This is a genomic window from Neisseria sp. P0021.S007, from assembly GCF_051956855.1.
Genome location: NZ_JBQCXA010000002.1, coordinates 321,255 through 347,051, shown reverse-complemented (window position 1 = coordinate 347,051; position 25,797 = coordinate 321,255). Strand labels below are relative to the sequence as shown.

The following is a 25,797-nucleotide window of genomic DNA, read 5'->3' as shown; positions in this document are numbered from 1 at the left end:
GCCTTGAATCGAAGTCTGCCTGCTTATTCGGTACAAGAGATGGCAACTTCCACCACATCGTCCGCGCTGTGCGGCAACGCCAGCGTACGGGCATTTTTCGCCCATTTCAGGCATTTTTCACGGTTTAATCCGCCGAGGATTTCGGCCAGTTTTTCTGCCGTCAGTTGGGTTTGCGGCAGCAGCAAACCAGCTTCGGCCTGCACCATAAAGCGCGCATTGGCTGTTTGATGATCGTCCACTGCGTGCGGATATGGCACCAGCAATGCACCCAAACCTGCAGCCGTCAACTCGGCAATCGTCAGCGCGCCGGCACGGCAAATCACCAAATCGGCATCGCGGTAGGCAGATACCATATCGGTAATAAATTCAACGCACTCGGCTTGCACACCCAATGCATCATAATCCGCCTGCAGGTTACCCAATTTATTGCGGCCGGACTGATGATACATTTGCGGACGGGCAGCCTCAGGCAATAATGCCAAAGCTTGCGGAACGGTTTTGTTCAACACATCCGCACCCAAACTGCCGCCGACCACCAAGATTTTCAGACGACCTTCACGCCCTTGGAAGCGTTCGGCAGGCTCAGGCAGGTTGGCAATATCCGCGCGGACGGGGTTGCCGACCAAACCGCCTTCGTGACTGAACGCTTTCGGGAAAGCGTATAACACCCGTTTCGCCCAGCGCGACAGTTGGCGGTTGGACAAACCTGCCACGGCATTTTGCTCGTGAATCACAATCGGCACACCGCACAGTTTTGCCGCCAAACCGCCGGGGAAGGTAACGAAACCGCCAAAACCGATAACACACTCGACACGGTGTTTCTTAATAATCTGCTGCGCCGCACGGACGGTTTTATACAGCGTAAACGGCAACATCAGCTTGCGCTTAATACCGTTGCCACGAATACCTTTAATGGCCAGCGTTTCCAAGCGTATGCCGTATTGCGGCACGATACGCTCTTCCATCGAATCCTGACTGCCCAGCCAAATCACATGATGGCCGTGCTTTTGCAGCGACTCGGCAACCGCCAATGCAGGGAAAATATGGCCGCCCGTACCGCCGGCCATCAGCATAAAAGTTTTACCGCTCATGGTTTTACTCCACCGAATAACCGCGCATTTTTTGGCGGTTTTCATAATCAATGCGCAATAACAAAGTAACGCACACCAGCATGATAAAGACAGCCGAACCGCCGTAAGACATAAACGGCAAAGTCAGACCTTTAGTAGGCAGGATACCGATGTTTACACCGATATTGAAGAAACTTTGAATACCAATCCAAATACCGATACCGTTGGCAATATACGCGCTGAACATCAAGCCCGAATCACGCGCCTGCTTGCCGATGGAAAACGCGCGCCACACCAGCCAGCCGTAGCAGAACACCAAAACCAGCATCCCGACAAAGCCAAATTCTTCACCGATAACGGCAAAAATAAAGTCCGTATGCGCTTCAGGCAGGTAGAAACGTTTTTCCAAACTTGCACCCAAGCCCTCGCCAAACCAGCCGCCGCGCGCAATCGCCATCAAGGAATGCGTCAGCTGATAGCCTTTACCCAAAGGATCGCTCCAAGGGTCCAAAAACGCCGCCACACGCGCCATACGGTAAGGTGCGGCCAAAATCAACAAGCCCATACCGCTCACAACGGTCGCCACCAATACGGCAAAATACTTCCACGGAAAACCTGCCAAAAACAGCATACCCATGGTAATCACGACAATCACGACAAACGAGCCAAAGTCCGGCTGACCCATAATCAAAACCAAACCGACCGCCACCAACATAATCGGCAGAATCAAAGTCTTAAACTTGCGGAAGCGTTCCTTTACCCTTACCCACGCGTCACTTTTAAAAGGGCTGCACACCAAATCGCCAATACCGGTAAACAAAGACGACCAACCCAAAGAATCCAAATCGCGCAACATTTCTTCACGGCGCGTAAACAGGCTGGACAAATACAAAACCGTTGCCAATTTGAAAAATTCAGTCGGTTGCAAGTTGAGCGGCCCGATATGAATCCAGCGCGTCGCGCCATTAATCTCACGGCCGACAAACAAAACCAGCAACAACAGCAAACCTGAAACAGCAAAATAAAACGGAATAATCCGCCGCCAGAAACTCATCTTCAGCAGGAAAAGCGGCAAGCATATAGCCACTGTAAACAGGATAAACATTGCCTGTTTGGACACAAAAGAAAACTGGCTGCCCCCTTCCGATGCTGCATACGCAATAGAAGCCGAATAAATCATAATCAGGCTGAAGACCGTCATTAAGACGACCATCCACAAGAGAGAAACATCAAACTTCCGACCATCGCGCGCAATCGGCCGGTCAAGCATTTTGGAAAGACTAATCATGAAAACATCCGTAACGGCTTGAATAAAATATTCAGACGGCCTGCAAATGGGCAAGAGGCCGTCTGAAAAAATGAATTAACGTTATTTTAAAGGTTTATTTCCAAACCAACAATTCAGATTCTTTAAAGATGTCGGATTCTGACGTTCTTTGCGCCCTCCCCTACCCTTTGATATCGGCAAAAGGTCGTCTGAAATCGCTTTTATGTTTTCAGATAGCCTTGTATAAATCTTTTCTTCAGGAAATAGGCTACTTTTTATCCCATGCAAACCCTACGCCAACTGCGGTATTTCCGCCCACGGCTGTATCTGTTCCAACTGCGCGGCGAGGCTAAGCAGCGTGTCTTCGCGCCCGTGTGCGGCGGCGAACTGGGTACCGACAGGCAGCCCGTTATGCCGGTAAAGCGGCACGCTCATGGCGGGGTTGCCGCTCATGTTCAGCGGCGACGTATAACCGACGTATTGCAGCGTCGTGGCGGCTTCTTTTTCTAAAAACGGGTTGTTTTTCAACAGAAAACCCAAGCGCAGCGTGCCGAACAGCAGGCGCATGGCTTTTTGTGCGGCGGGCGGCGGCATCATTTCGCCGATTTTCGGCGTGGTGCGCGGGCAGACGGGCGTCATCAACACGTCGTAGCGTGTGAAAAATGCTTTGGCGGCACGTTCCTGCGCCAGCATCACGTCGCGCGCCCATGCCATTTCGCCCGCACTGATTTGCCGACCCTGCACAATCATTGCCCACGTTGTCGGCTCAAGCAGGCAGTGCGGCAGTTTTTGTCCGGTTTCGTATTGATATTGGTAGAACAGTTTTGCCGTTTCGCCCATGACGATGATGCGGGCGGCTCGGTTGAGCTGTTCAGGCGGCGCAAAATCGGGCGTGGCTTCTTCCAATTTGTGTCCCGCGTCTTGCATCAGTTTCAAACTATGGGCGAACGCGGCTTCCGTGCCTTCGTCGTTGCCACCGCCAAACCATGCCTGTTTCCAAAAAGCTATTTTCAGACGACCTGTTTCTTGTTTCAGGCTGCCTGCAAAACCGTTTTCGGGCAGCGGCGGGCAAGCATACAGGGCGCGGGCTTGGGTTTGGGCGGCGATGTCCAGCAAAACCGCGCTGTCGCGTACACTGCGGGTCAACACATGGTCGCATACCAAACCTTGCCATGCCTCCGATGCGTTCGGCGCGTAACTGCTGCGGCCGCGCGTGGGTTTCAGCCCGAACACGCCGCAGTTGTGCGCGGGTAAGCGAATGGAGCCGCCACCGTCGCTGCCGTGCGCTGCGGGTACGACGCCCGAAGCCACTGCCGCCGCCGCGCCTCCGCTGCTGCCGCCCGCGGTGTAATCCAAATGCCACGGATTGCGCGTGATGCCGTAAATTTCGGTTTCGGTAACGGGATACGCGCCCCATTCGGGCGTAGTGGTTTTGCCGAACACGCGCAGCCCCGCATCGAGATAGGCTTGGGTCAAATCGCTGTTTTGTTTGGCAATGTAATGCTGCATCATACGCGAACCCGACCATGTCGGCGCGCCTTCCCAATCCGCCAGCAAGTCTTTGAGCAAAAACGGTACGCCCGCCAGCGGCGTATCGGCATTTTCAGACGACCCCTGCCACGCCGCCGCGCGTTCGCGCAAATCGTGCGCCAACAGATTGAGCTTGGGATTGACTTCATCCAAGCGGTTTAAAGCAGCCTGCAACACTTCATCGGCGGAGACTTCTTTTTTACGGATCAGCTCTGCCAAACCGACGGCATCGTAACGGATGTAGTCTTGAAAATTCATGGGTTTTCCTTTCGGATTGATAAACACACGTTTTGTCGGTCAGGCATAGCTGCCCGCCGCCTCGCCGTTTGCCCGCATAGGCAAATTTTAAGAAACAGTAACACCGGATAAAGGCAAGGAACAAGTTTACCGTTGCTGCAAAAAGGTCGTCTGAAACTGCCTTAACGTTTTCAGACGACCTTTGAGACAATGACACACAAGGTTTACGGTAAAACCAACCCTCTTTTCATCTTTCAGACGGCCTTACAAAGCCTTAAACGCTTCAATAAACACTTCCGAACGGTGCGCATAGCCTTTAAACATATCAAAGCTCGCACAAGCCGGGCTGAGCAACACGATATCGCCCGCTTCGGCTTGGGCGTATGCCGTTTGAACGGCTTCTTCCAAAGTGGCGCAGTCGGTCATATTCAAGCCGCAGCCGTCCAAATCGCGGCGGATTTGCGGCGCATCGACACCAATCAAGAACACACCTTTTGCCTTGCCGGCAAGCGCATCGCGCAGGGGCGTGAAGTCCTGCCCTTTGCCCATGCCGCCCAAAATCACGAAGAGCGGATTTTGCAAACCGGCAATCGCGGCGGCGGTCGCGCCGACATTCGTGCCTTTGCTGTCGTCGATAAACACCACGCCGTTTTTCTCGCCGATTTTTTCCACGCGGTGCGGCAGGCCTTGGAAGGTTTTAACGTGTTCGAGCAATTCATTTCGCGGCAAACCGATAGCCTCACACAAAGCTACGGCAGCCATCACATTGGCGGCGTTGTGCAAACCTTGCAACGGAATGTCTTGCGTGGCAATCAAATCTTCATTGCCTTGTTTCAGTCGGCCTGTCTCGCGTTCCAACCAAAAATCGGCTTGGTGCTCCAATGAAAACCATTTCACCTCGCGCCCGGCACGCTTCATGGCGCGGCAGAACACGTCGTCTGAATTTAAAACCTGCACGCCATCGCCACGGAAAATCTTGGCTTTGGTATGCGCGTAGTCGAGCAAGTCGTCGTAGCGGTCGAGATGGTCTTCGGAAATGTTCAGCACCGTCGCCGCAGTCGGGCGCAGGCTTTCAGTGTTTTCCAGTTGGAAGCTGGAAAGCTCCAACACCCACACGTCCGCCTTTTTGCCTTCGCGCTGCAATTCCGCTTCCAAAACCGGCGTGCCGATATTGCCCGCGATGACAGTATCCAGCCCGCACTTGATGCAGAGATAGCCGACCAAGCTCGTTACCGTCGTTTTGCCGTTGCTGCCGGTAATCGCAATCACCTTGTCGCCGCGGCGGTTCACAATGCCCGCCAGCAATTCGATATCGCCCAACACGCGCCCACCGTTTTGCTTGAACGCCTCGATATCTGGCTGACGCTCGCTGATGCCGGGACTGAGCGCCAAAATATCGAAACCATTATCCAACGCATCTTTCAGACGGCCCGTATAAAACACCAGCCCGTCAAACATCTTACCGATTTGCGACACGCGCTCCGGTTTCAGCTCCGCATCATACGCGGCAACCTCCGCGCCGTTTTTGCGCAGGTAGGCAATCATAGAAATGCCCGTGCCGCCTAGTCCGGCGACGAGGATTTTTTTATTTTGAAAAGTCATTTTGGTTTTGTCCTAAGTTTTTCAGACGGCCTTTGAATAAGGATTCAATATCCTTTCTGATTCAATTCTCGGTAAGCATCGCAACCTCGTTGCAATCCATTATCACAAGCCTTACCAAACCAATCTTTGGCAATCTTATAATTCTGACGAACACCTTCTCCGTTGGCATACATCACACCAAAATTATATTGGGCTTCTGCATATCCTTGCTCTGCCGCCTTACGATACCAATGCACTGCCTGTGCATCATCTTGACGAACTCCTTGCCCTTGATCATACATTATACCCAAATTGAATTGCGCTTGAGCAACACCTTGTTCTGCAGCCTTGTGATACCACCTCACCGCCTGTACATCATCTTGACGAATTCCTTGCCCATTGGCATACATTACACCCAAATTATATTGGGCTTTAGCATGCCCTTGTTCTGCCGCCCTGCCAAACCACTGCACTGCCTGTGCATTGTCTTGACGGACTCCTTGCCCTTGAAGGTACATCATGCCCAAATTAAATTGAGCTTGAGCATCTCCCTGCTCTGCTGCCTTTCTGTACCACTTAATCGCCTCTACATAATCTTGACGTACACCTTCCCCACTCGCATACATATCGCCTAAATTATATTGTGCATCTACATTCCCTTGTTCCGCAGCTTTACGATACCATCCTATAGCCTGTATGTAATCCTGATGCACTCCTTCCCCGTTAGCATATGCCACACCTAAATTATACTGACCTATGGCATCTCCATGACCAGCCGCTCTACGAAACCATTTCAACGCCTTCTCATAGTCTTTGCCAACACCTTGCCCATTAGCATACAGCATACCCAAATTTAACTGAGCATCTGTATTTTCCTGATTCGCAGCCCTATAAAACCATTCCGCAGCCTGAGCATAGTCTTGACTAACACCTTGCCCATTTTGATACAACATACCCAAATTATTTTGAGCTCCAGTATCACCCTGTTCGGCAGCCTTACGATACCATTCTGCCGCCTGTACATAATCTTGACCAACACCTTGCCCCAGCTGATACATTACACCCAAGTTAAATTGAGCTTTAGCATTCTCTTGCTCTGCTGCCTTACGAAACCACTGCACTGCTAGCCTGTTGTCTTGACTAATACCCTGTCCATTCGCATACATTGCTCCAATACTTAATTGAGCTTCTGGATCTCCTTGCTCCGCAGCTCTCAGCATATTCTTAAAATCCGGAATACTTTCAGCTAAAGCTGCCTGCCCTAACCCAAAGCAAGCCATCACACCCATTATTATTTTTTTCACCGAAACCTTCATTTTAAAATCCATTACATTCAAATTATTATTTCTGTTTTATCCTAGTTTTTCAGACGGCCCTTAGCAAAATTTAATATCCTGCCTAATCCAATTTTTGATAAGCATCACAACTTTGCTTGTCTCCATTAGCACAAGCCTTCTTAAACCATTCTTTAGCAACTATTTTACTTTGACGTACACCTTGCCCTTTTAGATACATTACACCTAAATTGTATTGGGCCTCAGAACTTCCTTGCTCCGCTGCTTTACGATACCAATATAAGGCCTGCTTATCATCTTGACGAACACCGAATCCATTATGATAAGCCACGCCAAGATCTGATTGAGCTTTGATATTTTCTTGATCTGCTGCACGATGTAGCCATAGCACCGCCTGTTTAAAATCTTTTTGCACGCCTAAACCATGCATATACCTTGTAGCCACAGTATATTGTGCTTGATTATCTCCCTGCTCCGCCGCCTTTCGATACCATTGGAACGCCTTCTCAGGAGCTTTACCGACACCTAATCCGTTATCATACATAATGGCTAAATTGTATTGGGCATCAAGATACCCTTGTTCTGCCGCCTTTTCATACCATTGAGCTGCTTGATCATAATCTTGTTCAATGCCTTTACCAAAAAAATAGATTGTTCCTAAATCATACTGAGCTTTAGCAAAGCCTTGTGCAGCAGCTTTTTGAAACCAATATTTGGCTTACTCATAATCTTGAGCAACACCTTGTCCCTTATAATATAATCCCCCTAGATTGCTCTGCGCTTCAACATCCCCCTGTTCTGCCGCTCTACGGAACCAATGTTCTGCCTGTTTATAATCTTTGGTAGCCCCTTTCCCCAAGTAATACATCAAACCTAAATTAAATTGGGATGCAGCATTCCCTTGTTTGGCTTCTTGCTCTGTTTCTGCAAAATTTGGGATATCACTTGTATTAGCCATCTGTCCGAATCCAAACAAAGCAACTGCTATTTTTCTTAACCAATTTTTCATTTTACATTCTCTCTTATATTCTTTAATGTCATAGCAGCATTTTCAAACAGACTTAATCTGAAAATTCCTCAAAAAATCTGTTTACACCGTAGCTACTCAAAATCTGCTGCAATTCCGGTGTGCGCACCCATGGGTCAACCGCCATTGGCGGCATAGGCGGTTCGATACCGTCTTCGTTTTGGTTACGACACCAATCTGCCATGGCAAAAACTTGGATTAAAACCGGCTCGGCAAGTGCTTTATCGATGTCCAGTTCGCTCATGGCTTGGGCAAAGCAGGCGATCCATTCGTTGCGGACTTGTACGTTGACGGCAAAAGGCATATGGCGGGCACGCAGTTGGGGATGGCCGTATTTTTCGACAAAGAGTTGTGGACCGCCGAGCCAGCCGCTGAAAAATTCGTAGAGCTTTTCGCGTATCAGGGTCATGTCTTCGCCGTGCATTTGGCGTAAGGCTTGGTATTTCGGCTCAAGTTCCATTAAGTCGTAGAAACGGTCGGTCAGGGTGCGGATGCCGGTTGCGCCGCCGAAAGATTGGTACATGTTTGGAGACTTTCTGTGTGGATTATTGCGGGATTTATTTTGGGACGTAGGATTCAGGCAAGCATGCTTACCTTACATAATGGCCGTCTGAAACTTTCAGACGGCCTTTGGAGATTTAGCGGATTTTGAGGGTACTTAAACCAATCAGCACCAAGACGATGGTGATAATCCAGAAGCGGACAACGACTTGGGTTTCTTTCCAGCCTTTTTGTTCGTAATGGTGATGAATCGGCGCCATCAGAAAGATGCGTTTTTTGGTTCGTTTGTACCAACCGACTTGCAACATAACGGAAATGGCTTCAACAACAAACAGGCCGCCCATGATGACGAGGACAAATTCTTGGCGGATGATGACGGCAACGGTACCGAGCGCCGCACCAAGCGCGAGCGCGCCGACGTCGCCCATAAAGACTTGTGCCGGATAGGCGTTAAACCACAAAAAGCCGAGACACGCACCACACATGGCGGTACAGAAAATCACCACTTCGTTTGCGCCGGCAACGTAAGGCAATTGCAGGTATTGGGCAAATTGGGAGTGGCCGCTGGCATAGGCAAAGATAGCAAGACCGGCGGCGACAAGTACAACGGGGAATGCGGCTAAGCCGTCCAATCCGTCGGTCAGGTTAACGGCATTGGATGTGCCGACGATGGTCAGGTAGGACAATACCAAGAAGCCAACTACGCCAAGCGGCAAGGCAACTTGTTTGAAGAAGGGAACAATCAGGATATTGTTGGCAGAATTTGTCGCAAGGTAGAACAACGCCAAACCGGCGATGATGGCAACGCTGGACTGCCACACCATTTTGAATTTGGCAGACACGCCGTTAGGGTCTTTATAAACCACTTTACGCCAGTCGTCGTAAAAACCGAGTGCGCCGGTAGCAAGCAAGACGCCTAAGAGAATCCAGATATAAGGATTTGCCCAGTTGCCCCACAAAATTGTGGACACGGTAATAGCGGTCAAAATCAGCGAGCCGCCCATGGTTGGCGTACCGTTTTTGATCAGGTGGGTTTGAGGGCCGTCAGTACGGACGGCTTGGCCGACTTTAAGCGCAGTCAGCTTGCGGATGGTCCACGGACCAAGCAATAGAGAAAACGCCAAAGCAGTCAGCGCAGCCATCACGGCACGGAATGTGGTGTATTGAAAAATATTCAGGCCGGTTAACCAGTTACTGAAATGTGCGAGCCATAAAAACATGGGGCTTCCTTTTTTGTTTTTGTTGTTACAGTGGGCTTATTGCCCAATTAAAAATAAATCGGTATGCCGTCTGAAATTTCAGACGGCCTTATTGAGTAAGATTATTTCTCTACCACGCAAATCGGATAGTTTCCGGGATTCTTTCCGCCGCCTAAATCCAAGCAGGTATCTTCATAGATAAATGCCTGTACTTTCATTCCGGCATAAAACGCGGCAATCAGCAAACCAGTCAATAGTAAAATCTTTTTCATATTTCAGACGGCCTTCTTAAGTTTTATTTTCTTGGGTCTGAAAATAATCCTTGGGATGTAAGCAAAACAAGCTGTAACAAATTGCAGCGCGAATAATGACATCCAACAATGGAAACCCGATTCTAGGGGAAACCAAATAACCGACCATATTGTAGACGATATACAGTATACAGCCATAACCTACGCGCCCAATCCTTACCTCTCCATAATCCAACAGCACTAACCAGCATCAATATCACTTGCACAAGCAAATGAAAATTTCCTAACCAAAATTCAAACCAACCCCAACGTCCTCTTGTGCTTTCGTATGCTTCGCTTATTGTCTCAAATCCTACATCTTTGATGTACTGCCACACTGCAACCGGCCATAAAACTGCTGCCACTACCATCATCCCAACGATAACCTGCAACAGTATAGGCCGTTTCCTTTTCTGTTCCATTTTCAGACAACCTCTTTATCCGTCAGTGCCTCGACCACTTCTTCCATCTTCATAAAGCGTGATCCCTTGACCAATACAGTAGCGCGTTCAGGCAAATCGTGGCTCAACACTTGAATCAGCGGATCTTTGTCAGCAAACCACAAACCTTCCGCGCCAAACGTTTCCGCTGCTTCAACGCTGTTGTCGCCGACAAAATATGCGGCCTCGATGCCTTTATCCCGTGCATACGCGCCAACTTCGGCGTGCATGGCGGCGGCTTCGTCCTCACCCAATTCGCCCATGTCGCCCATCACAAAAATACGCGGCGCAGGCATAGCAGCGAGCACATCAATGGCGGCTTTCATACTGTCGGGGTTGGCATTATAAGTATCGTCAATCAAAGTCGCGCCTTTAATGCCTTGCTTGATATTCAGACGACCTTTGATATTACTGAAATTTTTCAGGCCGTCTGAAACTTCGGCAAGGCTCAAACCTGCCGCCAAAGCCAGAGCAGCCGCCGCTACGGCATTATGCACATTGTGACGGCCGGGGACTGGCAACACCACGGCAACACGTTCATTGCCACGCACCAAATCAAATTCGCAGGACAACGGTTTCAACTCAATATTTTCTGCATGGACATCGCCACTGGCAACGCCGAAAGTCTGAGCATTCAATTGCGCAGTAGCAGCTTCAAATGTAGCGATATTGGCATCTTCGCACGGAATCAGCGCAATGCCGTCTGAAAGCAAACCTTCGTAGATTTCACTTTTTGCTTTAGCAATATCGCCGACGCCATCAAAACCGCAACCGACATGCGCGCGCAAAGCGTTATTAACCAGAGCAACATTCGGACCGGCAATTTGGGTCAGCAAAGACAATTCGCCAAAATGGTTCATACCCATTTCAATGACGGAGTAGCGGTGTTTTTCGTTCAGTTTCAACAAAGTCAGCGGCAGGCCGATATGATTGTTAAAATTGCCGGCAGTCGCCAACACAGCTTCATTACCGAATCGATGACGCAATACGCAGGCCAACATCTCTTTAACCGTCGTTTTACCGGAAGAGCCGGTAATGCCAAAGACAAACGGATTCACATTTTCACGCCACGCCTTCGCCAGTTTTTGCAAAGCCGCAAGCGTATCGTCAACCTTCAATGCGCCTTTCAAAGCCGCACAATCTTCGCGCGAAACCACAACTGCCGTTGCCCCTGCTGCCAAAACATCTTCAACAAAGTCATGCGCGTCAAAGCGCTCTCCGGCAAGCGCGAAAAATACGTCGCCTTCCTGAATATCGCGGCTGTCTGTAACAATACGCGAAACGGGTTGATTTTCAGACGGCACCGGAAGGCCGAGCGTTTGACAGATGAAATTTAGGTCTAGTGGTTTCATGATTGTGTTTCTTGTCCTTGTTCTACTTGTTCTAACGGTTCCACATTTTTATCCGTATTTTGGGAAACCATTTTTAAATGACGATAATTACGTCCTGCCAGCACAATAAAAAGAATAGCGGCAAAATTTACACCGACAGAAAGCTTATTTACCGTAAGGCTGAACCATAGTTTCAATACACTATCTATATAAAATACAAAAGAAAATACATCGCTTGCAAAAGCAATTTGCAATAAGCATGGCATGTACACATATGTCATTCTCTTAAAACCGACTTCACGGAATTTAAACGCATTCCATGCTGCAGACAACGCCAACATACCCAAAATGAAAAGTAAAATCCCAAAAAACACAGCCCATGCTATGCTGTTAATCAGTCCTTGCACACTCTGAATTGATGCCAGAATCAACCAAACCACGCCCTGCACAAAAGTCAGCCATGCCATAAATTTGCCGCTTTTGGGCAATTTTTTATATTCAGGAAATGTATTGGAAAACCAACTTTTCATACTACAAATCACTTTCTCTTATCAACTGCCGATTTTCCCGTACTGCTGGTAATCGGAAAAACACAATACAATGGTTTCACCGTTTTGGCGGTAGGGGTGGCAAAGGCTGTAATTGCCATCTTTTGCCTCATAACGTATTTCATTTGTTTGTCCAGCAAATACCCTCTGCAAGTATTCACGCTCGCTCAGATTTGGGGCATAAAGATATTGCGTTTTGCTGATTGTTTCTTTATTGCCATTCCGAGTAACGACAAAACCATTATCATCGCCTACTCCCCGAGCATTGGGTGCCTGCTCATCAATCCCACTTAACTGGGAATCAGCTGAGAAAGCCAAATAAACCTGTTTATTACCGATCGTATCCGGCACAATCACTGTAGCTGCTTTAAAGGCAGAATCTTCCTTCGACATCAGCTCAAGGATTAACGCTGCTTTTTTAATATACGCAAAATCAAAACGATAATCTGCCAATGCATTGATTTGCGATGGATTATCCTTGACGATACGCTCTAGAGATTGAGTCAAAATCTGACGTTTTTTCTGAACAGTCAGATAATTTCCGCCAAATAACAGGGCTGCTAAAACGGGAAATACTGCCAACAACAAATATAAGGTTTTTCGGCCACCTTTGCTTTCTTCCTCTTGTCCTCGCTCGGCAATACGGGTCAAATTCAGCATGATGTTCAGTATCAAGGCACCCGCCATCACGGCAAAAATCCCCAAAATACTCATCAGGAAAATTTCCGTAATGTATTCGCGGAACACCTTAAGCCCGAAAACATTGGATAGAATCAGAACAAATACCCAGTACACCAGCAGCACAACTGCCACCATACCGACGATATTCGTTGCCTTAACCAATTTCTTTGCGTTCATACTCTCAAATCTTGTTCAGACGGCCTATCTGTTCTGATTAATCAGCGGATACGGATTCACCGCGCCGTTCGGCAGATATACACCGTAATGCAGGTGGGCCGGTGTGGTTCTGGCATTGCCGGTTTTACCGACATAGCCGATGACCTGTCCTTCTTTTACTCGTTCATACAGGCGGATACGGGCAAATTTATTGAGGTGGGCATAGTAATGCCACGCACCCGGCCCTTGAATACCGATAACTTTACCGCCCAATCGGTTGCGCCCGATTTTGGTGACGATACCGGGCGTGGTACTGCGTATCGGCGTGTTTTTCTTAGCAAAAATATCCACACCTTCATGCCTTCGCCCCTGACTGCGCGCTGCGCCCCAAGTGTCGTCAAAACGCTTGCCTTTAACGGGATTCGGCAGGCTTTGCTCGACCGGAGGCTGTTGCGCCCTCAACTGCTCGATTTCGGCAGTAGGACGCGGAAGTTGTTTGGTTGTACAGCCTGCAAATAAAACTACGGCTGCACTGATTAATAAGGTTTTTGTCGGCATTTTCAGCATCAAATCGGTCTCCTTGTTGTTCAGACGGCCTTATTAAAAAGTCTTCCGAAACAAACAACTGTGATGGGTTTAATGGCTGACGTGCCGTAATGCGTGTGTCGTATTGCTTTTATTGTATATGTTTAAATCTTTTTCAGACGGCCTTAAGGTTTCGGGCCGTCTGAACATTTGCGATATGGCTTAACCGCGCTCTGCCAATGCTTTTTCTGCGATTTCAAAATCGGAGAAATGATGCTTCACGCCTTGTACATCCTGATAGTTTTCATGCCCTTTACCAGCAATCAGAATGATGTCGTTAGCGGCAGCCTGCTCAACCGCATAACGGATGGCAACGGCACGATCAACTTCGACACGTTCAGGATTAGATACAGCAGGCAAAATATCGTTGATGATGTCTTGAGGATTTTCCAAGCGCGGGTTATCGCTGGTAACCACTACTTTATCGGCACCCTGAACTGCTGCCGCACCCATCAATGGGCGTTTGCCGCAGTCTCGGTTGCCGCCGCAGCCGAATACGCACCACAAAGCCGCGCCCTGCGGTTTGATTTCCTGCAAAGTGGAGAGTGCTTTTTCCAGTGCATCCGGCGTGTGGGCATAATCGACAACGACCAAAGGTTTGCCGCTGTTCATAATGCAATCCATGCGGCCTGAAGCGGGACGGATTTTTGCCAGTACTTCCAATACTTTATCAATCGGATAACCGTTGGCACAAAGCAAGGCGATGCAGGCAGCGAGGTTTTGCGCGTTGAATCGTCCGAGCAGACGGGTACGGCATTTTCCTTCGCCCCATGGTGTTTGGAATACGGCTTCCATGCCGTCTGAAGAAGCGGTGAAATCGGTAATGCGGATATCGGCTTGCTCGCTGAAACCATAGCCATAAACGGCTAAATCGGGACAGTCTTTTTTCAGACGGCCTGCGAGTTCTGCACCGTATTCATCATCGACATTGATGATGGCGTGTTGCAGACCATGCCAGTAGAACAGGCGCGATTTGATGGCACCATAGGCTTCCATGGTGCCGTGATAGTCGAGATGGTCGCGGGTGAGATTGGTAAAGATTGCGCTGCGAAACGGCACGCCGTTGACGCGCGATTGGTCAAGGCCGTGGCTGGAAACTTCCATCGCGGCGGCTGTTGCGCCTTGCTGGCGGAAGCGGTAGAGCAGGGTTTGGACATCGACAGGAGCAGGTGTGGTATGTGTGGTTTCTTCCAATGTGCCCCAAAAGCCGTTGCCGACTGTGCCGATAATGGCGGTTTTTTCGCCCAACAGATCGGCAGCTTGCGCCAGCCATTGTGTGATAGAGGTTTTGCCGTTGGTACCGGTTACGCCCCAAACTTTAAGGCTGTCTGAAACATTACCGTAAACCTGCGCCGCCAACATACCGGCGCGATGTTTCAGATCTTTAATGCCTTGATTAGGAACGTTCCATTCGGGATTCCATGTAAATTTGCCGTCATCATCCCAAAAAACAAAGGTTGCACCGTTGGCAATGGCGGCAGGAATATAGCTGCGGCCGTCTGTATATTCGCCCTGACAGGCAACGAAAATGTCACCCTGTTTAATTTGTCGGCTGTCTGAATGCAACAAACGCCCTGCTGCGTTTTCACACAGCAGAGGCGGAAAGTTGGTTTCAGCCAAGGGGGTTAACTTGCTGAACATAAACAATATCTCTTTGATTGTTTGGATTATGACGGTACTTTGACGGTAGCGGTATTACTTAAAGGCTTGGTCGGGGAAACACCCAAGATGTTCAAGCTTCCGCTCATGACTTCTTTGAATACGGGACCGGCAACCACGCCGCCGTAATAGCCGTTGGCAGTCGGTTCGTCAATGGTAACGGCCACAATAACGCGTGGATTTTTAGCCGGAGCAAAACCGATGAACGTACCGACGTGTTTGTTGTCCACATAGCGGCCATTAACCAGTTTACGCGCCGTACCGGTTTTCGCACCTACATCGAAACCATCAACAGCACCGGCAGTACCGGTACCGCCGGCTTCAGTAACGGAAACCATCAACTCGCGCACTTTTTTCGCAGTAGAGGCTTTGATGACGCGCTTGCCTTTAGGTGCAACCGCTTGTTTTTCAAAGCTGACCGGCAACAATTCGCCGTCATGGGTCAAGACAGTATAGGCACGAGCCAATTGCAACAGGCTTAATTGCAGGCCATAACCGAAAGACATGGTTGCCTGTTCGATTTTTTGCCATCTGCGCCAGCTTCTCAACAAACCTGCAGTCTCGCCAGGAAAGCCTGAATGCATGCGCACGCCCACACCTAAATCATGATAGAAATCGTACATTTCTTTAGGCGTAAACATGGCAGAAAGTTTACTGGTACCGACGTTGGAAGATTTTTGCATAATGCCGCGCACATCCAAAGTAGGATAAACGTGGGTATCTTGTACGGTAGCCGGACCGATTTTGTAAGGCAGGGTATTGAACGTATCGGTTGCATCCACTTTACCGGAATCCAATGCTTTGGCAATGGTAAACGGTTTCATTGCAGAACCGGGTTCAATCATATCGGTTACGGCGCGGTTACGGCGCTGTTCGCTATTGGCTTGACCCGGTTGATTCGGATCGTAAGCAGGGCTGTTGACCAAAGCCAAAATTTCGCCGGTTTGCGCATCCAATACCACAACCGTACCCGCTTTGGCTTTGTGATAAGCCACAGCCTTGTTCAACTCGTCATAAGCCAGCGTTTGAATACGCTGATCCAAAGACAAAATCATGTCTTGGCCATTTTTAGGCACGCTGTTGCGTGGAGAGTCGAGGCTGTCAACGATATTACCTTTGTTGTCACGCAATACGACTTTCGCACCATCTTCACCGCGCAGACTGTCTTCACGGGAAAGCTCCAAGCCCTCTTGACCTTTGCCGTCGATATTGGTAAAACCGATAACATGCGCAAACAGATTGCCCATCGGGTAATGGCGTTTCAATTCTTTTTGGAATGCGATACCTTTAATGCCCAATGCTTTGATTTCTTCTGCTTTCTCGTAGCTGAGTTGACGTTTCAGATAGATAAAGCCTTTGTCTTTTTTAGACAATTTATTTTTCAAAACTTCAACAGGCACATCGGCAATGGCCGACAGTTTTTCTAACTGCTCGTCAGTCGGCATTTCCTCCATGCCGGAAGGCATGGCATACAATGATTCGGTAGGCGCACTCAACGCCAATGTAGCACCATTGCGGTCGGTAATCATACCGCGTGATGCAGGCAGCGGAAGTGTGCGCACAAAACGTTGGTCGCCCTGATTTTTCAAAAACTCATGCTGACTGGTTTGCAGATAAACCCCGCGCACCAACAGACCGGTAAATGCCAGCGCAACGGCACCCAGCACCAAACCAATACGTCCGTTACTTGTCAGCGGTTTTTTTGTTTTTGTGGTTCCAGACAGCATTTGAGGTTTATATTCGTTCTTAATTAACATGTTGGACTTCTCATGACTTAGCTGCTCAGTGAGCTATTAATTCCCGTAAACACCTTGAAAACAAGGCTATATTCTTATTTTTTGCGTTCCAGCATAGCCGTATTATGCGCACCCGGCGGAAGCAGATGTTGCTTTTCGGCCGCCACTTTAATCAGTTTGTGGTTTGCCAATCTTGCTTGCTCCAGTTTCAAGCGCGCGTAATCCTGTTCCAACTGAATTTCCCGCTTTTGCGCCTTATCCAACTCGATAAAGTGCAAGCGCGACTGGTTTTGCTTAAACACTACGGCAAAGGCAGAAACCGTCACCAAAACCAGTAATAAAATATTCAACTTACCCATTTCAAACTTTCAGACGGCCTGTCAACAGAAACATCCCTTGCGACAATGCCGAAACGCTTTCCCTAGTCAACAACCGAAAATTCGCCGCTGCTGCGCTCCGCCACACGCAAAACTGCACTGCGCGCACGCGGATTGGTTTCAGTCTCTGTCGAACCCGGTTTGATTGCTTTGCCCACAGCCTTCAAAGGCGGTTGAGGCAAATCCGCTTCCTTGACCACCGCCCAACGGGGCAAAGGCGCATGTTGCGAATATTTTTTAATAAACTGCTTCACAATTCTGTCTTCCAGCGAATGGAACGCAATGACGGCCAAGCGTCCACCCTCTTTCAGACGGCCTGCAACCTGCGGCAAAACTGCCTCTACCTCTTCGAGCTCGCGGTTAATAAAGATGCGAACTGCTTGGAAGGTGCGCGTAGCAGGGTCTTGTCCGCGCTCACGAGTACGGACGTTTTGCGCCACAAGCTGCGCCAGCTTGCGGGTTGTATCGATGGGACTCTCCTCGCGTTGCGCAACAATGGCGCGCGCAATCTGGCGACTAAACCGCTCTTCACCATAATTCTTAATTACCTCGTGTAAATCCTGTTCGGATGCGGTTGCAATCCATTCTGCCGCAGACATCCCGCGAGTCGGATCCATCCGCATATCCAACGGCGCATCAAAGCGGAAACTGAATCCGCGGCTGCCATCGTCAATTTGCGGCGACGAAATCCCCAAATCAAAAAGCGCACCGTCAATCTTATCGATGCCCAATTCATCCAAGGCCGTCTGAAATGTTTCAAAACCATTGTGTACGACACTGACACGTTTATCTTGCACCGCCAGCTCATTGGCTACCGCAATCGCCTCAGGGTCTTTGTCAAAAACAACCAAACGACCCTGCTTGCCCAAACGCGACAAAATCAGCCGGGAATGCCCTCCCCTGCCGAACGTACCGTCCACATAAATCCCATCTTCACGGATTGCCAACGCATCCACCGCCTCATGCAACAAGACAGTAACATGCTGATAATTTTCAACTTTACTCACAATTGCAAATCCGTTTGACTCAATTGGAAAGCCAATTCATCAGGATCGATATCCAAAGCCTGATTCATTTCCTCTTCCCAATGTTCGCGGCCCCACAACTCCATACGGTTTGCACGGCCAACCAAAGTAACTTCTTTTTCAAAATCTACGCGTTTGCGCAGATTGGCCGGAATCAAAACGCGTCCGGCGCTATCCCACTCCAAAATCTCCGCATTGTGCAGCAGCAAATTCTGATACCGTTGCAAAGCTTCATTGCCGGCCACTTTCAACTTCAAAATCTGCTCGGCTTTTTCTTCCCAAACGGGCTCGGGGTACATCAATAATTTTTTTCGGGAATCCAGTGTGACCACAATTGCAGGCGTATAACGGCGCAGCAAAATATCGCGGAATTTGGCAGGAATCGCCAACCGCCCTTTACTGTCCATACTCAATTCATGAGCACCGCCAAACACATTACACCCCAAATTCGATTAAAATAAAACTAGAGTGGGATTAAAAATCCCACCTTCCTAAAATATTTCGTCTTCACTTCTACGGAACACTTTTTAGGAAAAAGTAACCACTTTCACCCACTATGCCCCACCAACCGACACTATAAGAAATTTTGGCAATCAGGTCAAATCAACCCTTTATCTGAAATGAAACACTAAACACTTAAAATTCAATAGCTTATATATACAAAAATGCATGACAAATTAATATGCTAGCCATTTTATATGGCATAAAACACCATATCTAGTATTGTTTATGTTTTTAAAATACTACATATAGTATTTTTACACCCGATTACCACCCCTCTCACAAGGGGCTATAATATACAAACAAATTCAAATTTTTTACATTATCTAACAGTCATGAAGCCACAACTCCCCCTTCCTTCCCCTGATGCACAAGCCTCTTCAGCACACCTGACCAAGCTTATAAAAAACGAAATTGAACAACATCAAAACTGGATACCCTTCTCCCGTTTTATGGAGCTTGCCCTTTACACACCTCAATACGGCTATTACAGCGGAGGCAGCCATAAAATCGGTACGGACGGCGACTTCATTACCGCCCCCACCCTCTCCCCCCTATTCGGACAAACCCTTGCCAAACAACTTGCCGAATTACTGCCGCAAACAGCAGGCAATATCTATGAATTTGGTGCAGGTACAGGTCATCTCGCTGCCACACTCTTGCAAAACCTTTCAGACGGCCTAAATCATTACTATATTATCGAACTATCAGCAGAGCTTGCAGAGAGACAACGCCAACATATTCTTGAACATACTTCCCCCGAAGCAGCCACAAAAGTCATCCACCTCACCACATTACCCGAACACTTTGACGGCATCATCATCGGCAACGAAGTATTGGATGCCATGCCGGTGGAACGCTTGATTTATCAAGATGAAGGGTTTCAACAAATCGGCGTGAGCCTAGAGAATGACGAGCTAATCGAAGCCATCAGACCATTGACCCAAGCCGAACTGATACAAACAGCCTCCTTGTACCTCCCTCCCCTCCATTCATACACAAGCGAGCTACATCCTGCACAATATGCCTTTATCCAAACCCTGGCCGCCAAATTGCAGCGCGGCGGTATGATATTTATCGATTACGGCTTCGACGCCGCCCAGTATTACCATCCGCAACGCAAAGAAGGCACATTTATCGGCCACTATCGCCACCACACCATCCATGACCCATTTTTCAACATCGGCCTGACCGATCTGACTGCACATGTCAATTTCACCGATATTGCACGCGCCGGCATAGAATCAGGTTTGGACTTAATCGGCTACCTGCCCCAATCTTATTTCCTGCTCAATCTCGGCATCACCGATTTGCTGGCACAAATCGGCAGCCCAGATTCAGTTGAATACATCCAAGCAGCCGCCGCAGTACAGAAACTGATACATCAGCATGAAATGGGCGAACTTTTTAAAGTGATCGCTTTTGGCAAAAACATCGATATCGACTGGGCAGGCTTTAGCCACGGCGATATTTGCCATAAGCTATAGCCTGACAACCTACTTTTTATTTTTTAAAAACAATAAGAAATAAAAAAAACCAAAATTAGCGCTTGCCAAATATTCAAAAAAAACTATAATAGCGACTTCACGAAACGGCGAATTAGCTCAGTCGGTTAGAGCAGAGGAATCATAATCCTTGTGTCCGGGGTTCGAGTCCCTGATTCGCCACCAAATTTCGGGGGTATAGCTCAGTTGGTAGAGCGCTTGCATGGCATGCAAGAGGTCAGCGGTTCGATCCCGCTTACCTCCACCACTAAACAAAAAAGCTCTTGTTAAACGCAAGAGCTTTTTTGTTTGGCTTAATTAATAACTGATTGCTCATTAATTTTGCCATTTCAATACCCAATCAATAAAGGCCGTCTGAAACATTTCAGACGGCCTTTTATCTTTAATTACTTCACAAGCTTCAATACTTTTTTCGGTTTTTCTTCCGCAGATTCAGCTTTTTTATCTTCGGCCACTGCAGCTTCGATAGAAGCAGGCTGATATGGTTCTACCTCAAACCCCATACCCTCTCCACTTTCGCGGCCAAATATACTGACAATATGACCGACCGGAATCCAAATCTCGTGCGCTACGCCGGAAAAGCGTGCAGAAAAATTGACCCACTCGTTGTCGATATTCAAGTTATGGCTGGCAGTAGGGCCAATATTTAAAACAATCTCATTGTCGCGTACATACTGCATCGGCACACGGGTATGTTCATTTACCCAAGCCACGATATGCGGTGTTTGGTTATTATCCAAACACCATTCATACAAAGCACGCAACAAATACGGTTTGGTTGAAGTTGCCATAGATCCGTCCTTTAACGGCGCATGGCTTTTTCAGCCGGTGTCAATGCTTCAATAAAGGCTTCGCGTTGGAAAATACGCTCGGCGTACTTCAGCAAAGGCGCAGCAGATTTACCCAGTTTGATGTCGTAATAGTCCAAACGCCACAACAGTGGAGATAAGGCAACATCAATCATGGAGAAGTCATCGCCCAAGATGTATTTGTTTTTAGTAAAAGACGGTGCCAACAGTGTCAAACCATTGCCAATGGCTTCACGCGCTTTGGCTTGTTCTTTATTGGTAGATTCAGGGTTTTCCAACACTTGCACCAAGCTGAACAATTCTTTTTCCATACGGTACAGTACCAAACGGCCGCGACCGCGCATAACAGGATCACCCGGCATCAACTGAGGATGAGGGAAACGCTCGTCAATGTATTCGTTGATGATGTTTGATTCGTGCAAAATCAAATCACGCTCAACCAGAACCGGTACTTGGTTATACGGATTCATCAAAGCCAAGTCTTCGGGTTTATTGAACACGTCCACATCTTTGATTTCAAAATCCATGCCTTTTTCATACAATACAAAACGGCAACGTTGGCTGAATGGACAAGTAATACCCGAATACAAAGTCATCATAATCTTCTACTCCTGATCAATCTTTTCAGACGGCCTTAAGCCTTATAAAAATTCAGAAAGAATTATACATAATTTCAAATACTTAATCCAGAAATTTAAAATAACACACTGTTTACATTAAGCAATTTTTAGATTTGCATTAATCCGACATAAATTGATTAAGCAAACAAAAAAGGCAAACCTGAAACAGGTTTGCCTTTTTGATTCAAAAGAATTAATGAACGTCTTTCCAGAATTCTTTTTTCAGGAAGTACGCCAACGGCAACATTACGGCAAACAGGAATGTCAAAACCATGTAACCGATACGGTGGCGTTGCAATTGAGCAGGTTCGCCCATGTATACCAAGTAGTTCACCAAATCGCGCACATAAGCATCGTACTCTTTTTGGATTACTTTACCATTAGGCAGACGACGGCTATGCAGACCGGTAGATTCCCAATACAGTTTAGGAGTCAGGTTGCCATGCTCGTCTTTAATCATAACGGGCTGACCTTTGGCATCCAATTCAACGGCTTGAACACCTTGTTGCTCCCACAATGGGTGAGGCATACTCGCGCCGGCCAAAACGGTATTGTTCCAACCGGTCGGACGAGTTGGGTCTTTATAGAAGCCGCGCATATAAGCGTACAGGTAGTCCGCACCTTTAGAACGGGCAATCAGGGTCAAATCCGGCGGAGGCGCACCCAACCATTTGGAAGCATCTTTCGGATCCATGGCCGCTACCATCACGTCACCAACGTTGTCTGTTGTGAACATCAGGTTTTTCTTGATTTCATCTTCAGTCAAACCGATGTCTTTCAGACGGTTGAAGCGCATACCACTGGCAGAGTGGCAAGACAAACAGTAGTTTGTAAAGATTTGCGCACCGTGCTGCAGGCTGACTTGGTCACGCAGGTCGATATCGACTTTTTCATAGTTTGCATGGCCGCCGCTGGCGACGGCTGCACTCATAGGCACTGCCAGCAATAAGGCAGCAAACCAGTTTTTCAGAGTTTGTTTCATTTTCGCTGCCCTCATCAGATATTGGTTGCAAACAAGTAAGCACCAACAACGGTAATACCGACATAAACAAAGAACATAATTTTTTGTTTAGTAGTGCTCATGGTTACGCGTTCAGGAACTGGTTTGTTGGTATCCAGTTTGGTATAGAACGGCATACCTAGGAAGAATGCAAAGTAGACGAAAGACAGGATACGTGCAACCAAAGTACGGGTATCAGTTGCTACCATTGCACCCAAAATACCCAAACCGATGAAGGCAATGATGAACAGAACCAACGCAGTTTTGAAGATTGGGCCGCGATAACGGACAGATTTAACTTCGCCTTTATCCAACCAAGGCAACAAGGCAATCAGGACAACTGCTGCACCCATACCGATTACGCCCCATACCTGAGTACCGGCAAAGGAAGGAATCGCACGCAGAATTGCGTAGAACGGAGTGAAGTACCATACCGGCGCAATGTGCGGAGGTGTTTTCAGCGCATTCGCTGCATCGAAGTTTGGCGCTTCGAGGAAGTAGCCGCCGCCTTCAGGTGCAAAGAACAACACAGAACAGAAGACAATCAGGAATACAACGACGCCCAAGATGTCTTTAACGGTGTAGTAAGGATGGAATGGGATACCATCGCGTGGAATACCGTTTTCGTCTTTGTTTTTCTTGATTTCAACGCCATCAGGGTTGTTAGAACCCACTTCATGCAGGGCGATGATGTGAGCCACAACCAAGCCGAGCAATACCAAAGGTACAGCGATAACGTGCAGGGCGAAGAAGCGGTTTAAAGTAACGTCGGAAACGTTGAAGTCACCGCGGATCCAAGTGGACAAATCAGGACCGATAACAGGGATGGCGGAGAACAGGTTAATAATTACCTGCGCACCCCAGAAGGACATTTGACCCCAAGGCAACAGGTAACCCATAAAAGCTTCTGCCATCAATGCCAAGAAAATCAGGGAACCGAAAATCCACACCAATTCACGAGGTTTTTTGTACGAACCGTAAATCAGACCGCGGAACATGTGCAGATAAACGACGATGAAGAAGAAAGATGCGCCAGTGGAGTGCATGTAGCGGATAATCCAGCCGCCGGACACGTCGCGCATGATGTACTCTACTGCAGTAAAGGCAGCAGGCAGATGGTAGGCGTTAAGGTTGCCGTCCGGTTTGTAGTTCATGGTCAGGAAAATACCGCTGACGATTTGAATTACAAGGACGAGCAGAGCCAAAGAGCCGAAGTAATACCAGAAGTTGAAGTTCTTTGGCGCATAGTATTGAGCCAAATGCTCATTCCACATTTTAGACAGAGGGAAGCGAGCGTCCATCCAGCCTAACAATGCTTTTGCTTTGCTATTGGTTTGGTTTGCCATAATTATCGTTCCTTATTTTTAGTCTTCGCCCACCAAAACAGTCGTATCGCTCAGATATTTGTAAGGCGGTACAACCAAATTGGTCGGTGCAGGAACACCTTTGTATACGCGGCCTGCCATGTCGAATTTCGAACCGTGGCAAGGGCAGAAGAAACCGCCTTTCCAGTCTGCACCCAAATCCGCAGGGGCAACGTCGGGACGGTAAGTCGGAGAGCAACCCAGGTGGGTACAGATACCGATAGCGACGAGGAGGTTCGGCTTGATCGAACGGTGCTCGTTTTTAGCGTATTCCGGTTGCTGATCCACTTCGGAATTAGGGTCTGTAACTGCACCATCCAAACTTTTCAAGTCTTTGAGCTGTTGATCTGTGCGGTTGACCAGCCAAATCGGTTTACCCTGCCATTCGGCAGTCAGCATTTGGCCTGCTTCGATTTTGCTGACATCCACTTCGACAGCAGCACCGGCAGCCTTAGCTTTCTCCGATGGGAAGAAGCTGGCCACGAAAGGCGTAGCTACGCCTAGAGCCGCCACACCGCCTGCACCGCAAGTAGCCAGTGTCAGAAAACGGCGGCGACCGTTGTTGATTTCTTGATTATCCATTATTCAGTCGTCCTAAAATTTTGGGAATACCGAGCCATTAAACAGCGTAATTCTACCTAGTTTGTTGTAATACTCAAAGCATTATTTAAAATAAGGTAAAGTTTTTATGATATTGCTCAATACTCAGGCAGGGTTGTTTTCATCAAAGTGAACCACTTCAATACCGAATTTTTCTGCCACAGCATCGCCTAAGGCGCGGACGCCGTAACGTTCTGTCGCGTGGTGGCCGGCACTGATAAATGCCACACCCGTTTCATTGGCAAGATGATATTGCGCTTCGGAAATCTCACCGGTCAGATACACATCGACACCTTCGTCTACGGCCGTCTGAAAAAATCCCTGCGCACCGCCACTGCACCAGGCAATGCGTTTGATTTCGCGTTCAAGATCGCCGATAACGGTCGGCTTGCGGTCAAATACCGCCTCAATGCATTCAGACAACTGCGCCAACGTTTGCGTGGTTTTCAGACGGCCTGTATTCAACAGGTTTTGCTCGCCGAATTGTTTTTCGAGCACCCAATCGAGTTTCTCAGCCAACTGTGCGTTATTGCCTAATTGCGGGTGTGCGTCCAGCGGCAGGTGGTAGCCCGCCATATTGATTTGGTATTGCAGCAAGGTTTCAATGCGTGCTTTTTTCCAACCGGTAATCGTGACAGGCTCGCTTTTCCAAAACATGCCGTGGTGAACCAAAAGCATATCCGCCCCCTGCCCTACGGCAAAATCGATTGCTGCTTTGCTGGCGGTAACCGAAGTGGCGATTTTGGCAATTTCTTCTTTGCCTTCGACCTGCAAACCGTTGGGCGCATAGTCCTTAAACAGCCAGACCTGCAATGTCTCATCGCACCAGGCCAGAATTTCGCGGCGTAAAGCCATATTCCGCT

At 48.3% G+C, this 25,797-nt stretch carries 25 protein-coding genes, 2 tRNA genes and 1 pseudogene; 3 read left to right on the top strand and 25 right to left on the bottom strand.

Going from position 1 to position 25,797, the window contains the following annotated elements; all coding sequences use genetic code 11:
- Positions 1-23: 23 nt before the first annotated feature.
- The 19 genes and pseudogenes from murG to mraZ all read right to left on the bottom strand — a co-directional run bounded on the left by murG (position 24) and on the right by mraZ (position 18,969).
- A complete protein-coding gene (murG, locus tag ACTHUR_RS04695; RefSeq protein ID WP_049335327.1) occupies positions 24-1,091 on the bottom strand; it encodes an undecaprenyldiphospho-muramoylpentapeptide beta-N-acetylglucosaminyltransferase in 1,068 nt (355 codons plus the stop codon).
- 4 nt (positions 1,092-1,095) lie between these two features.
- Positions 1,096-2,358: an FtsW/RodA/SpoVE family cell cycle protein gene (locus tag ACTHUR_RS04690; protein WP_049335329.1), complete on the bottom strand. Its 1,263-nt coding sequence runs from the start codon at positions 2,356-2,358 to the stop codon at positions 1,096-1,098.
- 270 nt (positions 2,359-2,628) lie between these two features.
- On the bottom strand, positions 2,629-4,125 hold the full coding sequence (locus ACTHUR_RS04685) for an amidase (RefSeq protein WP_049335331.1): 1,497 nt from the start codon (positions 4,123-4,125) through the stop codon (positions 2,629-2,631).
- A gap of 243 nt (positions 4,126-4,368) precedes the next feature.
- Positions 4,369-5,706, bottom strand: coding sequence for a UDP-N-acetylmuramoyl-L-alanine--D-glutamate ligase (gene murD / locus ACTHUR_RS04680; protein WP_070695287.1), 1,338 nt, complete (start codon positions 5,704-5,706; stop codon positions 4,369-4,371).
- A gap of 44 nt (positions 5,707-5,750) precedes the next feature.
- Complete coding sequence (locus tag ACTHUR_RS04675; protein ID WP_004518882.1) at positions 5,751-7,013, bottom strand: tetratricopeptide repeat protein; 1,263 nt, start codon at positions 7,011-7,013, stop codon at positions 5,751-5,753.
- 70 nt (positions 7,014-7,083) lie between these two features.
- Positions 7,084-7,647, bottom strand: a pseudogene (locus tag ACTHUR_RS04670) (tetratricopeptide repeat protein); the annotation flags it as partial.
- Between the two features lie 51 nt (positions 7,648-7,698).
- Positions 7,699-7,989: a tetratricopeptide repeat protein gene (locus tag ACTHUR_RS04665; RefSeq protein WP_440361232.1), complete on the bottom strand. Its 291-nt coding sequence runs from the start codon at positions 7,987-7,989 to the stop codon at positions 7,699-7,701.
- Positions 7,990-8,041: 52 nt separating this feature from the next.
- Positions 8,042-8,530 (bottom strand): group II truncated hemoglobin, encoded by a 489-nt coding sequence (locus ACTHUR_RS04660; RefSeq protein WP_004518885.1) that lies wholly within the window; start codon positions 8,528-8,530, stop codon positions 8,042-8,044.
- 115 nt (positions 8,531-8,645) lie between these two features.
- Positions 8,646-9,728, bottom strand: a complete 1,083-nt coding sequence (gene mraY / locus ACTHUR_RS04655) for a phospho-N-acetylmuramoyl-pentapeptide-transferase (protein ID WP_004518887.1) — start codon at positions 9,726-9,728, stop codon at positions 8,646-8,648.
- Between the two features lie 101 nt (positions 9,729-9,829).
- The gene (locus tag ACTHUR_RS04650; protein WP_049335337.1) at positions 9,830-9,979 is read right to left on the bottom strand and encodes a hypothetical protein; all 150 of its coding nucleotides are present in this window, start codon (positions 9,977-9,979) and stop codon (positions 9,830-9,832) included.
- 442 nt (positions 9,980-10,421) lie between these two features.
- Complete coding sequence (locus tag ACTHUR_RS04645; RefSeq protein ID WP_004518890.1) at positions 10,422-11,789, bottom strand: UDP-N-acetylmuramoyl-tripeptide--D-alanyl-D-alanine ligase; 1,368 nt, start codon at positions 11,787-11,789, stop codon at positions 10,422-10,424.
- Positions 11,786-12,298: a hypothetical protein gene (locus ACTHUR_RS04640; protein ID WP_004518891.1), complete on the bottom strand. Its 513-nt coding sequence runs from the start codon at positions 12,296-12,298 to the stop codon at positions 11,786-11,788. The genes ACTHUR_RS04645 and ACTHUR_RS04640 overlap by 4 nt, the downstream gene beginning before the upstream one ends.
- A 21-nt stretch (positions 12,299-12,319) precedes the next feature.
- Positions 12,320-13,174, bottom strand: coding sequence for a hypothetical protein (locus tag ACTHUR_RS04635; RefSeq protein WP_004518892.1), 855 nt, complete (start codon positions 13,172-13,174; stop codon positions 12,320-12,322).
- Between the two features lie 24 nt (positions 13,175-13,198).
- Positions 13,199-13,720, bottom strand: coding sequence for a M23 family metallopeptidase (locus ACTHUR_RS04630; RefSeq protein WP_049335339.1), 522 nt, complete (start codon positions 13,718-13,720; stop codon positions 13,199-13,201).
- A 180-nt stretch (positions 13,721-13,900) separates the two neighbouring features.
- A complete protein-coding gene (locus ACTHUR_RS04625) occupies positions 13,901-15,379 on the bottom strand; it encodes a UDP-N-acetylmuramoyl-L-alanyl-D-glutamate--2,6-diaminopimelate ligase (RefSeq protein WP_070695282.1) in 1,479 nt (492 codons plus the stop codon).
- A 26-nt stretch (positions 15,380-15,405) separates the two neighbouring features.
- Complete coding sequence (locus ACTHUR_RS04620) at positions 15,406-17,154, bottom strand: peptidoglycan D,D-transpeptidase FtsI family protein (protein WP_004518895.1); 1,749 nt, start codon at positions 17,152-17,154, stop codon at positions 15,406-15,408.
- A 74-nt stretch (positions 17,155-17,228) separates the two neighbouring features.
- Entirely contained in the window at positions 17,229-17,492 is a 264-nt protein-coding gene (ftsL, locus tag ACTHUR_RS04615; protein ID WP_003681879.1) for a cell division protein FtsL, read from the bottom strand.
- Positions 17,493-17,554: 62 nt separating this feature from the next.
- Positions 17,555-18,517: a 16S rRNA (cytosine(1402)-N(4))-methyltransferase RsmH gene (gene rsmH / locus ACTHUR_RS04610; RefSeq protein ID WP_004518896.1), complete on the bottom strand. Its 963-nt coding sequence runs from the start codon at positions 18,515-18,517 to the stop codon at positions 17,555-17,557.
- On the bottom strand, positions 18,514-18,969 hold the full coding sequence (gene mraZ, locus ACTHUR_RS04605) for a division/cell wall cluster transcriptional repressor MraZ (protein ID WP_039861849.1): 456 nt from the start codon (positions 18,967-18,969) through the stop codon (positions 18,514-18,516). Before mraZ ends, rsmH begins: the two co-directional genes overlap by 4 nt.
- 402 nt (positions 18,970-19,371) lie before the next feature.
- Here mraZ and ACTHUR_RS04600 point away from each other — a divergent pair, with 402 nt between their 5' ends.
- The 3 genes from ACTHUR_RS04600 (at position 19,372) to ACTHUR_RS04590 (ending at position 20,788) form a co-directional block, all read left to right on the top strand.
- Complete coding sequence (locus ACTHUR_RS04600) at positions 19,372-20,523, top strand: class I SAM-dependent methyltransferase (protein ID WP_049335342.1); 1,152 nt, start codon at positions 19,372-19,374, stop codon at positions 20,521-20,523.
- Positions 20,524-20,629: 106 nt separating this feature from the next.
- Positions 20,630-20,706, top strand: a tRNA-Met gene (locus ACTHUR_RS04595).
- 6 nt (positions 20,707-20,712) lie between these two features.
- A tRNA-Ala gene (locus tag ACTHUR_RS04590) sits at positions 20,713-20,788 on the top strand.
- Between the two features lie 139 nt (positions 20,789-20,927).
- Here ACTHUR_RS04590 and ACTHUR_RS04585 read toward each other — a convergent pair.
- The 6 genes from ACTHUR_RS04585 to ACTHUR_RS04560 form a co-directional block, all read right to left on the bottom strand.
- Positions 20,928-21,332 carry a ClpXP protease specificity-enhancing factor gene (locus ACTHUR_RS04585; protein ID WP_049335344.1) on the bottom strand — a complete coding sequence of 135 codons (405 nt, stop codon included), beginning with the start codon at positions 21,330-21,332 and terminating at the stop codon, positions 20,928-20,930.
- Between the two features lie 11 nt (positions 21,333-21,343).
- Positions 21,344-21,949, bottom strand: coding sequence for a glutathione S-transferase N-terminal domain-containing protein (locus ACTHUR_RS04580; RefSeq protein ID WP_039861850.1), 606 nt, complete (start codon positions 21,947-21,949; stop codon positions 21,344-21,346).
- Between the two features lie 214 nt (positions 21,950-22,163).
- Positions 22,164-22,952, bottom strand: a complete 789-nt coding sequence (locus ACTHUR_RS04575; RefSeq protein ID WP_003748257.1) for a cytochrome c1 — start codon at positions 22,950-22,952, stop codon at positions 22,164-22,166.
- 14 nt (positions 22,953-22,966) lie between these two features.
- The gene (locus ACTHUR_RS04570; protein WP_003681866.1) at positions 22,967-24,316 is read right to left on the bottom strand and encodes a cytochrome b; all 1,350 of its coding nucleotides are present in this window, start codon (positions 24,314-24,316) and stop codon (positions 22,967-22,969) included.
- An 18-nt stretch (positions 24,317-24,334) separates the two neighbouring features.
- Positions 24,335-24,916, bottom strand: coding sequence for a ubiquinol-cytochrome c reductase iron-sulfur subunit (gene petA / locus ACTHUR_RS04565; protein WP_049335346.1), 582 nt, complete (start codon positions 24,914-24,916; stop codon positions 24,335-24,337).
- A 123-nt stretch (positions 24,917-25,039) separates the two neighbouring features.
- Positions 25,040-25,789 carry a Nif3-like dinuclear metal center hexameric protein gene (locus ACTHUR_RS04560; protein ID WP_070695281.1) on the bottom strand — a complete coding sequence of 250 codons (750 nt, stop codon included), beginning with the start codon at positions 25,787-25,789 and terminating at the stop codon, positions 25,040-25,042.
- Positions 25,790-25,797: the final 8 nt, after the last annotated feature.